General features: G+C 33.7%; 12 protein-coding genes. 3 read left to right on the top strand and 9 right to left on the bottom strand.

The annotated features are described in order from the left end of the window. Positions 1-201 precede the first annotated feature (201 nt). On the bottom strand, positions 202-1,131 hold the full coding sequence (locus MHI00_RS05960; RefSeq protein WP_010050745.1) for a phosphate/phosphite/phosphonate ABC transporter substrate-binding protein: 930 nt from the start codon (positions 1,129-1,131) through the stop codon (positions 202-204). A gap of 465 nt (positions 1,132-1,596) precedes the next feature. Here MHI00_RS05960 and MHI00_RS05955 point away from each other — a divergent pair, with 465 nt between their 5' ends. The 3 genes from MHI00_RS05955 (at position 1,597) to MHI00_RS05945 (ending at position 4,110) form a co-directional block, all read left to right on the top strand. Next, positions 1,597-2,844: an ammonium transporter gene (locus tag MHI00_RS05955; protein WP_010050742.1), complete on the top strand. Its 1,248-nt coding sequence runs from the start codon at positions 1,597-1,599 to the stop codon at positions 2,842-2,844. Between the two features lie 27 nt (positions 2,845-2,871). Further along, the gene (locus MHI00_RS05950; protein ID WP_010050739.1) at positions 2,872-3,213 is read left to right on the top strand and encodes a P-II family nitrogen regulator; all 342 of its coding nucleotides are present in this window, start codon (positions 2,872-2,874) and stop codon (positions 3,211-3,213) included. Between the two features lie 162 nt (positions 3,214-3,375). Beyond that, positions 3,376-4,110 (top strand): SDR family NAD(P)-dependent oxidoreductase, encoded by a 735-nt coding sequence (locus MHI00_RS05945; RefSeq protein ID WP_010050738.1) that lies wholly within the window; start codon positions 3,376-3,378, stop codon positions 4,108-4,110. An 89-nt stretch (positions 4,111-4,199) separates the two neighbouring features. Here the strand turns inward: MHI00_RS05945 and MHI00_RS05940 are convergent, their stop codons facing one another. The 8 genes from MHI00_RS05940 to MHI00_RS05905 form a co-directional block, all read right to left on the bottom strand. Then, positions 4,200-5,687 carry a response regulator transcription factor gene (locus tag MHI00_RS05940; RefSeq protein ID WP_015076943.1) on the bottom strand — a complete coding sequence of 496 codons (1,488 nt, stop codon included), beginning with the start codon at positions 5,685-5,687 and terminating at the stop codon, positions 4,200-4,202. After that, complete coding sequence (locus tag MHI00_RS05935) at positions 5,688-7,403, bottom strand: sensor histidine kinase (protein WP_056999595.1); 1,716 nt, start codon at positions 7,401-7,403, stop codon at positions 5,688-5,690. A 60-nt stretch (positions 7,404-7,463) separates the two neighbouring features. Continuing rightward, a complete protein-coding gene (locus MHI00_RS05930) occupies positions 7,464-8,081 on the bottom strand; it encodes a YesL family protein (RefSeq protein WP_010050735.1) in 618 nt (205 codons plus the stop codon). Between the two features lie 115 nt (positions 8,082-8,196). Further along, positions 8,197-9,669 carry an ABC transporter substrate-binding protein gene (locus MHI00_RS05925; RefSeq protein ID WP_056999596.1) on the bottom strand — a complete coding sequence of 491 codons (1,473 nt, stop codon included), beginning with the start codon at positions 9,667-9,669 and terminating at the stop codon, positions 8,197-8,199. A 23-nt stretch (positions 9,670-9,692) separates the two neighbouring features. Beyond that, the gene (locus tag MHI00_RS05920; RefSeq protein ID WP_010050732.1) at positions 9,693-10,610 is read right to left on the bottom strand and encodes a carbohydrate ABC transporter permease; all 918 of its coding nucleotides are present in this window, start codon (positions 10,608-10,610) and stop codon (positions 9,693-9,695) included. 18 nt (positions 10,611-10,628) lie between these two features. Next, positions 10,629-11,534: an ABC transporter permease gene (locus tag MHI00_RS05915; protein ID WP_050815396.1), complete on the bottom strand. Its 906-nt coding sequence runs from the start codon at positions 11,532-11,534 to the stop codon at positions 10,629-10,631. Positions 11,535-11,777: 243 nt separating this feature from the next. Next, positions 11,778-13,175 carry a sensor histidine kinase gene (locus tag MHI00_RS05910; protein ID WP_332489554.1) on the bottom strand — a complete coding sequence of 466 codons (1,398 nt, stop codon included), beginning with the start codon at positions 13,173-13,175 and terminating at the stop codon, positions 11,778-11,780. After that, a complete protein-coding gene (locus tag MHI00_RS05905) occupies positions 13,172-13,855 on the bottom strand; it encodes a response regulator transcription factor (protein ID WP_119906515.1) in 684 nt (227 codons plus the stop codon). Before MHI00_RS05905 ends, MHI00_RS05910 begins: the two co-directional genes overlap by 4 nt. Positions 13,856-13,915: the final 60 nt, after the last annotated feature.

Here is a 13,915-nt window from a genome sequence, read left to right as displayed (position 1 = left end):
TTTTTTACACAAACTTTTAGTAAGAACTAAAAATCAATCAATCCTTCTCTACTAACCAATAAGCAAATTTAGGAAACTATTTTCCATGTTGTTTTTTTCACAAAGAATAGCTGGTGCAAAATAGCTAACTTACTAAAAAATAAAACTGGCTCACTCCTATAGAGCGAACCAGTTTTATTATAAAAATGCATTCATTAGATTTTATTGACCAACTTCTTTAGCATATTCTCTAACAATATCAAAATTACTATCTTTAGATTTCACATAACCTTCATGAGTGTAAATAGCTGAAATAATCGCCTTACCCTCTTCTGATTTTCCAATATTGATAAAAGCATCTTGAATTTTTGTATTCCAATCGTCGCTCATATCTGCGCGAACAGTCACAGTATCATTAGGAATTGGAGCTGTTGTATACATTGGCTCTACTTCATCAAAAATAGTCGGAACATCTTTAACAACGTTATTTCGAGCATCTTCAAAAACAAATGCTGCATCTACATCTCCATTTAAAACAGAAAGGATTGCTTGATCATGTCCTTTTACTTGTACAGTTGTAATATCACTTTTCTCAATATCAACGCCCGCTTTTTTCATTTCTGCTGCTGGCCAAACATAACCCGCTGAAGAAGTTACATCTTGAGTAGCAATTTTCTTCCCTTTTAAATCTTTTAACTCTTTAATTTTGCTACCTTTTTTTACAACAATCATTGATTTATATGAATCAACTAATTCATCCGTCTTTTTCCCGCCTGGTTGTTCAATACCATATCGTTGTGCTTGTAATAATACTTTAGCACCACTTTGTTCATGCGCTAAAACATAAGCATTTGGAGGTAAAAATCCAACATCAACCTGTTTGGAGTCCATTGCTTCAATAATTGTATTATAATCAGTTGAAACACTAACTTCTACAGGAATACCTAATTCCTTAGAAAGTAATTTTTCTAATGGTTTTGCTTTTGCTTCAAGCGTTTCTGCTGCTTGAGAAGGAACAAATTGAACGGTTAATTTTTCGGGCACATAAGCTTTATCTTTCTCACTAGCTTTTTCTCCACCACCACATGCTGCTAATGTCACAGCTAAAGACACACCTAAACCTACTAGAAATAACTTTTTAAAGTTTTTCATTGACTGAACTTCCTCCTATAAAACACATGAATTAGTACCTATTATTTTCTTCTTAGGTCCATAATTATTATAAGTTAAGTCTAAGAATTTATCAATGATTCTACGCCTTTTTACATGAATTTTACATTGAAAAAACGAATAAAAAGATAAATAAAACAAGGATTATTCGGATTTTATTCAAAACACCCTTTTGTCCCTAATAAAAAGACTTATTCAACTTGATTTAAACCCTTACTAGTTAAAATAAAAAAACACTTCTTTTACCTAAAACAAATAATTTAGTTACCTTTCTCTGATATTTTTTTAAATAAAAACCTATCAATGTCATATAACATCACCTTGACTGTTAGTTATAAAAAACTTTCTCATTAAATTTTAACATAACTGTAGACTCCGTTAAATTTAGATGCTAAAATTCCAAAAATAGAAGTTTTTATTTCTAAATAAAACAAAAGAGGTGTTTCGATGATTGATACAGGAGATACAGCATTTATTATACTATGTGGAGCATTAGTTTTCTTAATGACTCCCGGACTAGCCTTTTTCTATGGAGGCATGGTCAGACGAAAAAACACCTTAAATACCATGATGTCCGTTTTATTTGTTTGCGGACTAGCTTCCGTAATGTGGATTGCCTTTGGTTATAGTTTGGCCTTTGGCGAAGATCATGGCGGGTTTATTGGGAGCCTCAATCATTTGTTTTTTAATGGGGTTACTGGAAGTCCAAATCCAACTTACTCTGAAACAATTCCTGAAACACTTTTTGCTAGCTTTCAAATGATGTTTTCGATTATTACACCTGCTTTAATTTATGGTGCAGTAGCAGAAAGAATGAAATTTTCAACATTGTTTGTTTTTATTGCAATCTGGTTAATTATTGTTTATTACCCAATGGCACATATGGTCTGGGGTTCTGGTGGCTTTTTAGCGGAGCTAGGCTCTGTTGATTTTGCTGGTGGAAACGTTGTGCATATCAGCTCAGGTATTACTGGATTAGTTTTGGCATTATTTTTAGGAAAAAGACGTGATTATGGGCGTTTAAATTATCGCCCTCACAACATTCCATTTGTTGTTTTGGGAGCTTCACTTCTTTGGTTTGGTTGGTTCGGATTCAACGCTGGCAGCGCACTTGGTGCCAATGCTTTAGCGGTTCACGCCCTACTAACAACCAATACAGCTGCTGCGACCGCTATGTTATCTTGGATGCTTGTCGAACAAGTAACCCAAGGAAAACCAACTGTGATGGGCGCTATTACCGGAGCTGTCGTTGGTTTAGTTGCAATTACTCCCGGAGCGGGTTTTGTTCCACTATGGAGCGCCTTTATAATTGGAGGAGTCGTTAGTCCACTCTGCTTCTTCTTCATTTCTAAACTCAAACACAAATGGGGATTAGATGATTCCTTAGATGCTTTTGGTTGTCATGGATTAGGTGGTATTTGGGGTGGTATCGCAACTGGAATTTTTGCTAAAAAATCGATTAATGGTGTAGCACAATGGGATGGCTTATTTTATGGAGAAACACGCTTATTTGTTGCACAAATCATCAGTATTGTGATTACAATCGCCTTTTCTGCAATTGCTACTGGTTTAATTCTCTTAATTTTAAAACAATTTATGCCTCTTCGTGTTGAAGACAAAGAAGAAGTCCTTGGTTTAGACTTAGCTGAACATGATGAAACAGCTTACCCAACCTTTATGGGAATGGATTCTTAAAAACACAGAAAAGAAAGGTGGATTAGAATGAAAAAAATTGAAGCAATTATTCGACAAGAAAAGTTAGAGGATTTAAAAACAGCTTTGTATACTAAAGCCTCTATTTCAGGCATGACCGTTGCTCAAGTTCTTGGCTTTGGCAAACAATTAGGCTGGACTGAATATTATCGTGGCAATGAGGTCATGATTAACTTGGTTCCCAAAGTCGAAATAAAGCTGGTTGTAGCTTCTGAAACTGTTGATCAAGTAATTGACATCATTGTCGAAACTTGTCGCACTGGGGACGTAGGAGACGGAAAAATATTTGTAACTGCACTTGAAGATTGTGTGCGCATTCGAACGGGTGAACGTGGCATTGATGCAGTTTAGTTAAGGGAAAAATAAAGATCTCATGGTCGTGTCTAATTTGACAGTTGCCATGGGATTTTTATTTTGGGTTTATTTAATTAATAATAAAAAAAAGTTAGTCTCGCTTTTTTTTATTATTAATGTTACACTGCATTCATTCTCTAAAATGAAAGGGTGTTCAATATGAATCGACTAAAAAATAAAGTAGCGCTTGTAACAGGTGGTACTTCAGGTATTGGAGAAAAAATTACAGATTGTTTTATTGCAGAAGGAGCAACTGTTGTTGTTTGCGACATTAACCAAGAGGCTTTAAATAAAGCGAAAGGGAAAGAAAATGTTGTCACTAAAAAATTAGACATTTCATCAGAAGCTGAGTGGACTCAGGTTGTTCAAGAAGTAATTGAACAATTTGGTAAAATTGACATCTTAGCAAATAATGCTGGCATCTCTTCTGATAAAGGCCTTGAGACAACAACCGTTGAAGAATGGGAATTGCAGCATAAAATAAATGCACTTGGCCCCTTCCTCGGCATGAAAGCAGTTGTTCCCTACATGAAAAAAGCTGGTCAAGGTTCAATTGTTAATACGGCATCTTATACAGCTTTAGTAGGAGCAGGAATCAATGGTTATACGGGTTCTAAAGGTTCTATCCGTGCTGTTTCAAAGGCAGCAGCTGCTGACCTAGGCTATTTCAATATTCGAGTTAATTCTGTTTATCCAGGAGTCATTGAGACACCGATGTCTGCTGCTGTCAGCGAATATAAAGAAGCTATGGCACAGTTGATTCAAGCAACTCCTTTAGGCCGAATTGGAAAACCTGAAGAAGTTGCAAATGCCATTCTTTTTTTAGCCTCTGATGAAGCTTCCTTTATAAATGGAGCTGAATTAGTGATTGATGGTGGCTATTCTGCTCACTAATTAAACACAGGTAAATACCCACTAATTAATTTTCAGATGAACTGAATTTTAGTTACTGGGTATTTTTAATCTATTAAACTTCGATTCACTTAACTATCAATGGGGTCATAACTATTTTCAAATCGTTCACGAAATTCCTTTGGTGAAATCCCACATATTTTTTTGAAATTTTTATAAAAATATCCTGCACTTGTATATCCCACAGCAATTGCAATTTCATTTATATTCCCATCAGACTGGACCAATAAATTTTGCGCTTTTTTAATTCGGTATTGATTTAAATATTGGGAAAAACTTTTCTGAGTTTCTTTTTTAAAAATTTGGCCCAAATACATCACATTTAAAAACAATTCATCCGCAACTACTTTCAAAGAAAGATCTTCTGAATAACGTTTTGTAATAATTTCTAACATATGCTGCGTATTTTGGCTATAAGATCGTTCTTTCTTCACATGCTTAATTTCAAGCAACGTCTCTTCAATTACACTTTCTAATCCTTCAAACGATTGAGCCGTAGCAATTTTTTCAAAATTAACTTGATAAAAAGATTCATCTAAGTTTTCAAATTGGCGATAGAGGTCCATAAAAATTAAAAAAATCATTTGACGCGAATACTCCGGTAAAGCACCGTGTTTACGCAACTTTTCCAACATCATATCTACTTCTTCACGAATTGTATCAAAATCACGAATATAAAGTGCTTGATTAAATTTTGTAAAAGATAATTGCGGAATCATACCTGTTTCTATTTGCTTCGTTAATTCCAGACCTTTTATTTGATAAAAATTACGAATTTGAAGCGCATGTAAAGCATGCTCATAACTTGAAGCAACCTCGACTATTTCATTAACAGTCTCACCTACTCCAATTAAAAAATCACCTAATAGAGACTGACTGAATTGCTGATAGTCCTTTATAAAAGCTTTTAATTCTTCTTTTGATCCATCAAAAATAACCGTATAAGACTGATCATCATTTTGTTTATAGTACATCCCTTGCTTTTGGTCAGCAATAAATTCGATTAGTGCTTCTTCAGCTTCCATAGGATAGGCAATAATTAAAGCTGTATAAGGTCGATCTGTCAGTCTATAACCATAGCGTTTAATCATTTTCCGTAACTCAATGTAGTCAATATCATCGTGAGTCCATCCTTGCAGTAGATAATCAAAAAGAACGCTCTGGGTTTGTAATTGTTCTGCTTCACTATTTAATTCTTTTATTATTTTCTCTAATGTCTCAATTAATTCAACTTTATCGACAGGTTTAATTAAATAGTTGTCAGCGCCCATTCGTAAGCCTTCTTTGACATAATCAAATTCTTGATAGCCTGAAAGAATTAAAAAATGAAAATAAATATCTTCGCTTTGAGCCTGTCTAATAAATTCTATTCCTGAAAGTAAAGGCATCGTCACATCAGAAATAACAATATCTACAACATTGTTTCTCACAAAATCTAATGCTTCTTGACCATTTTTTGCTGTACCAACTATTTCTATCCCTAATTCTTGCCAAGGAATAAGTTTTTGTAATCCTGCTAAAATCATATACTCATCATCAACTAGCAACATCCGATACATCTAAACTTCCTCCTTTTCTTTTTCAAATGAGATTGAAATGGTAACGCCGTGTGCTTGTGTTTCTTGAATACACATCCGATAACTTTCCCCAAAGTAAGAACGCAAACGTTCATTAACATTTAAAATCCCAATTGATCCTCCAAATTTACTATGGGATTCCATTAAAGATTGGTTCAAATCCTTAATTTTTTCTGAAGACATTCCTTTTCCATTATCACGAATGAGAATCGTAATTTTATCTTCTTCAATATTCGCTTTAACACTGATGACATTATCAATCCGCATATAATCAATACCATGGACAAAATAATTTTCAATTAGTGGTTGGATTGAAAATTTGGGAATAACTAAATTCTCGATGGCTGAATCAATTGCAAAAGAATAGGCGATGTTGCCTGGATACCGCATTTGATAAAGGTAAACATATTTTTCACAAAACTCCAATTCCTTCTTAAGCGTTGTTGTTTTTTCTTGAGATGTATTATTTCGAAGCAACGTTGCAAAAGTATAGACAACGTCTGCTAGCTCTTCAGCCCCCTCACTCACAGCATACATCCGAATATACTCTAGCGTATTGTATAAAAAGTGAGGATTAATTTGTGATTGCAGCGCACGCATATGTGCATCTTTTTGTTTAATCTCTAATGTATAAATATCTTCAATATATTGATTAATTCCATCTAACATTTGATTGATACCCGTTGAAATATCCTTTAATTCAGCTTCTTTGTCTGCAGTTGTAATCCGCCAGTCCAACTTACCACTAGAAACTTGACTAACAGAAGCAACAATATCTTCAACTTGATAAGCATATTTACGGAAGATTCGATATAAAAAATAAAGCAAAAATAAATTAATTAAAGCACTTCCTAATAAAATAAAAAAAATAGCATTAAACGATTGAATAGCCACACTTTTTTTAGATACTGCTGTTAAAACCTGCATACCACTTGCAGTTTCCGAGCCATAAATATAATACTGCTGACTTAAGCTAAGAAAATCAATCTCAGAATTTTTAGTAATCCCCTTTTCGATTTCAGCTTGGAGCATTCCGTTATTACTCGGAATTTTATTTGCATATAACTGTTTCATTCTATCTGAAAAAATAAATGTTTGAAGTTGATTCTTTGCACCAGAATTATCAATAATTGTATTTAATTCTTGCTTTGAAAAGGTAACATATAATGTACCAATTTGTTCCGATGTATTCGGATTCATCAACGTTTTCGAAAGTGTCAGTTGATTCTTCAAATCCGGCATGCGCTTTTCCTTACTCCCCATTTTCTTTTGCTCATTAGAATATAGAATTTCTTGATAGTTTTTCAAATCAATCGCAATAGATTCAATTTTATCATCCGCATAATAAAGATTAGCAATTTTTTGGGGAAGATAAATGCTGCTGATCCCACCTTCAATTCCTTCACGGCTCAAACTTTGACTTAAATAGTCACTATAACTCAACTGAAAATAATCAAATAAATTAGCAACTTTTTCTTGATTATTCGTCAATTCAATTGCAATTCGATTAATTTTATTTTCATTTTCTGATAAAATATCAGCTAAACGACTGGCGGTTTGCTGAGTCACTTTAGCAGTATCCTTGCGATTTCGATCAAATGTTGCATAACTCACCGTAACAGCAAAAGAAGTGATGACTAGAATCATCACTAACGAGTATACTTTTAATAACGAATAAATTAAATTCTTTTGCTTCAACCTTATTCCTCCTTTAATTCACCTAAATTTAACAGAAGAAAAAAGATTATTTCTACATAATCAACTTTCTAAACTCACCAATTGTTCATCTAATTTGGTAAACAGTGGTTGAGAAACATTGGCAACAAAAATAATCCAAAAACCGATGCTACCAAATAAAATCAAACCTGGAAACTTATACGTTATCATAATCAATACCACTCCACCAATTGTTAAAACCAACGTATTTTTAAAACTCATAAACGATAAAATGGCCGCTAATTTAAGCGTGTCTTTTAAAGAACAATCATATTGACTTTGGATCAATATTGCAAACCAAAAAGCACTACTTAAAATAACTAAAGCAAAAATAATTAGGAAATCAATCATTAAAAATAATAGCCCTGTAATTTGTACGGACAAGTATAAATTATAAGCTAAGAAAACACTAATTGCACCAAATATATAAAATAAAATAGTACTTTTTTTAAAGTTTTCTTTATAGATTTTCCACCATGTGGCTTTGTTCATTTGCTTATATTCCCAGCGATATTCTAGAAATAAACTAGCGATTGTTACTAATGCTGGACCAATACCAAAAATTAGCCCACCCGTAAAACTTAATCCCCAAAAAATTAAGCTTAGTTTGATAAATAAATAACAACGATTGAAAAAAGTTTCCAAATATTTTCCTAACATAAAAATCCTCCTCCAACTGCTTGCTTTGCATAATACAAAGCTATGTAAAGAGGCAAGAATAAAAATTCTTAACCTCTTTTATACCTCAATCTAACAGACATTGATAAACGTGCGTTTATTCTTTTCGGAATGCATCATATTGCTTTTGCATTTCAGTTTGAACTTTATCAAGTCCTGCTTTTTCTAACTTCGCATTCATTTCAGGAATTGCTTTATCAGGATCTAATGTACCAGTATTTAAACCATCAATATATTGATTCATTACATTGGCAATATTTGTAATCTCTGATTTCACTGATTCTGTATTGAAGTTAAAACCTAAAATTGGAGATTGTTCTGCTTCACCGATTTTTTTATCACGCTCAGCGATTTGGTCCTCAGTGATTGAATCTTGCACATAAATAATTTTATTGTTTCCTGTATTCCATGCAGACATATGTGTTTTTGGTTGGTAGCCATCTAATAATTTAACTTGATTGTCCCCAACTTTTTCCCATGCCTCGCCTTCAATACCGTAGACTAACCCATTTAATAATTCAGGATTAGAATTGATAAGTCCTAAAACTTCAACTGCTTTTTCTTTGTTTTTCGAGTTACTTGAAACAACAAAATTAGCCATTTGTGCAGCTCCTGTTGTTTTGATTGGTAATGTAACAGGTTTTGATACTAAAGGTTGACCTGCAGCAGTTGTTAAAATTGTATCGCCGTAGTCGTACGGTCCTTGTGTTTCTTGACGAATGAACCACGTTTTACCTTCTAATGGATGATCTGTATTACTTGTTGCTGCATCTTGAGCAATATAACCAGCTTGGTAGTATTCATGCATTGTTTTTAAATTAGCTTTCATACGGTCATTGTCATACTGGTTAATAATTTTTGAATCATCACCTAATAAATCAATCGCAAATGGCATTCCATTTGTAATTGGATAGTCCATATTTGATTCCACTTTAAATCCTTGTCCAGCAGCTAAAGGTGTAACTGTTGGTTCTTTTTCTTTAACAACTTTTAATAATTCTCCAATATCTTGATAAGATTTCACATTTGAAATATCTAAATTGTATTTATCTAAAAATTGTTTATTAAACGTTAGAACTTGTTCAGCAAACACATTGGCGTTAACTGGGAAAGCATATAACTTACCATCAATCAAATTTCCTTTAATATAAGCTGGATCTAACATATCATAAGCATCTTTAGCTAACTTAGGAGCTAACTCTGTTAAATCAGCATACGCACCTTTTTGAGCATTTGTGACATAATTATTAGCTAAAGCGATATCATAGTTCTCGCCTGAAGACGTGATAACGGACATTTTCTTTTCGTAATCACCCCAACCGATATACTGTAAATTCAATTGAACTCCAGTCTCAGCTTCAATTTTTTTATTTGCTACTTTCATTAATTCATCATAATTATCAGGTTTATCACCGATTTGGTACATTAATAAAGTCGGTGCACCTGAATCACTTGCGCCTTCTTTTTTCTTTGTTGCATCACCTTTCAAACCTGAACATCCAGCCAAACTTCCAGCAAGTATTAATCCTAACGCACTACCAACTGCTAACTTTTTCCAGCTTTTCTTCATTTTGAAACCTCCAGTTTATTTTTTTATTCTTTAACTCCACCAATTGTTAATCCACTAACAAAGTATCTTTGGAAGAATGGATAACTACATGCAATTGGTAAAGTTGAAATAACCACCATTGCCATACGTGTTGCTTCTTTTGGAATTGCTGCTGCTCCACCTGATAATTGAGCACTCATGCCAGCATTTTGTGTCATATATTCAATGTTTGATTGAATTTTCATCAATAAATACTGTAATGGGATTAAATTGTCACTTTGAATATAAAGTAAAGCGTTAAACCAATCATTCCAATACCCTAAAGCTGCAAATAGACTGATTGTCGCAATCCCAGGAACAGCCAGCGGTAAAACAATCTGTAAAAAGACTCTTAATTCACTAGCACCATCAATTTTTGCTGATTCAATAATGGCATCTGGAACTGACCGTTTAAAGAACGTTCGCATTACAATAATATTAAAGGGACTTAATGCCATTGGCAATATTAACGCCCATACCGTATCTTTTAATTGAAGCATGTTTGTCATAACAATGTAGTTAGGAACCATCCCAGGACTAAACAACATTGTGATTAATGCAAAAATAGTGAAGAAACGACGATATTTAAATGAAGGTCTTGAAATTGCGTAAGCATAAGTTGATGTAAAGGTAACATTGATTAATGTTCCAACAACCGTTACAAACACAGTGATAAACAACGCTTGTAAAATCTGATCTTTCATTTCTGCCAAATAACGATAGCCATCAAAACTCCATTCTTGAGGAATAAGTGCATAGCCATTAGTTACTAACGATGTTTCACTCGTCAACGAAATGATAATGACGAAAATAAAGGGAAAAACACACGAAAAGGCAAATATTCCAACTAAGAGATTGAATAGAAAATCAGCTTTTTTCCCAAAAGTTCTAACCGTTAATTGTGTCACTTTCTTTTTTTTCATTTGATTGATTCCTTTCTTTTAGAATAAAGCTGATTCTTCATCAAATCTACGAACAAATAAATTGGCTCCTACTACGAGAATACATCCTACAACAGATTGATATAAGCCTGCTGCTGACGCCATTCCAATGTCTCCACTACTTGTTAATCCATTGTAGATATACGTATCTAAAACAGATGTAACTTCATATAGTGCACCTGAATTTCTTGGAATTTGGTAGAACAACCCAAAATCCGCTTTAAAAATATTTCCTACTGCTAAAATAGATAAAATCGTAATTAGTGGAACCAACTGTGGAATCGTAACGTTTTTAATCTGTTGCCACTTAGTTGCTCCATCGACCATTGCAGCTTCATAATAAGTTGGATCAATTCCCATGATGCTTGCAAAGTAAATGATACTGTTATAACCAATTCCCTTCCAAACCCCTAAGAATAGTAAAATAAATGGCCAGAACCTTGGTTCATTGTACCAGTTAATTGCTTCTCCACCATTGCCAGTAATAATTGCATTTAGCAAACCTTTATCTGGGCTTAAGAATGCATACACAAAATAACTGATGATAACCCATGAAATAAAATAAGGTAATAGCATAGATGTTTGATACACTTTAATCATTTTTTTCGAACGAATCTCACTTAAAATAACTGCAAAAACAATTGCAAAGAGTAAGTTGATTAAAATAAATCCAACATTATACAAAACTGTGTTCCGCGTAATTAAGTATGCGTTTGATGAACTAAATAAAAACTTAAAATTTTCAAATCCTACCCAAGGACTTTGACTTAAACTTTTAAAGAAACCTCCATCTGAATACTGAAAGTCTTTAAATGCCACAACGTTTCCTAGTACTGGAATGTAGAAAAATAACACTAACCAAATTGCTCCAGGTAACGCCATTAATAAAAAGGCTTTATTTTTCATAAAGTCTTTCCACAAAGTCTTTTTCTTTGTTTTACCTTTCAAAATTGAACTCCTCCTCTCAAAGAAAACGTTTTCTTCTTACATCTATATTCTAGCTTGTTACGATTTAGAGAGATAGTCACAAATTATAAGAAAGATAGGACAAAATATAGCTGTTAAAATGACTATAACCAACAAAAAGAGGTTGTGAACATTCGTTCCAACCTCTAAGTACGCACCCAACTCATTCGTTATAAGTACATTTTATTTAGTATTTGCCAATGGCAATTGAATTGTAAACCTTGTTCCTAAGTTTACCGAGCTACTAACACTAACTGTTCCATCATGAGCTTTAACAATGCTTTTTACAATAGCTAGCCCAATTCCTTGCCCTTCGTTATTCTGTTTTCTAGAGTCATCTGCCATATAAAAGCGGTCAAAGATATGTTCCAAGTCAGTAGAATCAATACCACAACCAGAGTCCTCTACCATTAAAACAGCAAATTGATCTTTTATTTTAACCTTCACTTGAATCTTACCACCCGATTCAGTAAATTTAAGTGCGTTGCTTAATAGGTTCAAAATAATTTGACTAATTTTATCTTGATCGGCATCAATAAACGTTTTTTCACCAGTTAATTCAAACTGAATGCCCTTTTGAAAGATTAAAGGCTCAAAAGTCAATGCAACTGTTTGGGCTAACTGATAAAGATCAAACCTTGATTTCCGAACAACTTCTTGTTGCGCTTCCAATGCTGTAATCTTATCAATATCGCCAATCAATCGACTTAAGCGGTTAACTTCTTCATAGCAACTTTTTAAACGTTCTGGCGTTGGTTCCCAGACACCATCTAACATTGCTTCTATATGTCCCTTTAAAGTCGTTAAAGGCGTTCTAATTTCATGAGAAATATCACTAGATAGCCGATTTCTCAATTCCTCTTGTTGCTCCAACTGATTAGATAAATCCTGGACAGAAATAATTAACTCATTCACCTCTTTAGTTGAGGATTTTGGTGGTGTTTTTTCATTGTAATGACCTTTTGCAATTGCTTGTGTAAAACGATTAACCTGAATTAATGGCAGACTTAATTTTCGTGCAACCCAAGTCGCAAAAAATAAAGAAAAAGTCAAAGCAAAAATGGCAATTAAGATTAAACTTCTACGCATTGCTGAGATAAAAGCCACATCATGATCACTATAGGTCAATGGTCCATAATACCCAAACTGCACTTGACCGATTGCTTGTTTGCCATCCTTTAGTACAACATTTTTTTCAACATACTCCAAGTCTGTATTTTGATTTTCTTGGTTCATCATTTTATGATGTTTCCCATTCATTCTCATATGTCCCATAGATTGTTTCGTCGTTTGCCAGATTCGTTCATTTTCATTACTGTAAACAGTAATATCAATACCTGAATCTAGTGCAGACTCCCCAATTTTTTCAATCTCAGCTAGGTCCCAATTCCCTTCCTCATTGACAAAACTGAACTCCAAAGAATGTTTGATTTCAGCCAAACGATCTTCTTGTCGTTCAACAATATAGCGGTCAAAATGCCGATTAACTAAAATTAAGGTCGTCAAACTAATCGCTCCAATAATTAAACAAGCAATTAAAATAAACGAAGAAATAAACTGCCCTTTTATTGTACGAATCATTTTTTTCCTCCAAAGCGATAGCCTCTACCATGAACAGTTAAAATAAATTCAGGTTTTTTGGGATTATCTTCAATTTTTTGGCGCAAATTTTTAATATGTGAATCAATCACTCGATCCATCCCATCAAATTCAATCCCTTTAACGTGTTCTATTAATTGCTCTCTTGAAAAAATTTGTTCTGGGGATTCAGCAAAAATATGCAACAAATCGAACTCAGTTCCAGTTAGACAAACTAGCTGATTGCTTTGAAAAACTTGTTTGCCCAATACATCTATCACTAATTTGCCATCATTAAACTTAATTTTCTGCATTTTCGCTTGATAACCCGTCCGCCTTAGCACTGTTTCTACTCTCATAACTAATTCTTTTGGACTAAACGGTTTTACCATGTAATCGTCTGCCCCCATTTTCAATCCAGAAATAATATTTTTTTCACCAGCTTTCGCTGTGAGCATGATAATCGGCACAGAAGATTCCAAGCGGATTTCCTGACAAACCTCCATACCGCTACTATCTGGCAACATCCAGTCTAAAATAATTAAATCAGGACCAACTACACGATATTTTTCCAATGCTTGAGAACCCGTTTCCGCTCGATAAACCAGATGCCCATTCACAACTAAATAAGCTTCAATCACATCTAATATTTTAGGTTCATCATCGACAATTAATATTTTCATTTCCCATTTACTCCTAAATTAAAAAGTTTGGTTGAGTCGGTTAGTTCCGGCAAGAAAATA

The sequence above is a fragment of the Carnobacterium sp. FSL E2-0243 genome (assembly GCF_038003605.1).
In the GTDB taxonomy this organism is placed as follows: domain Bacteria; phylum Bacillota; class Bacilli; order Lactobacillales; family Carnobacteriaceae; genus Carnobacterium; species Carnobacterium maltaromaticum.
The sequence above is the reverse complement of the archived record's forward strand: the minus strand, read 5'-3'. Positions and strand labels throughout refer to the sequence as shown.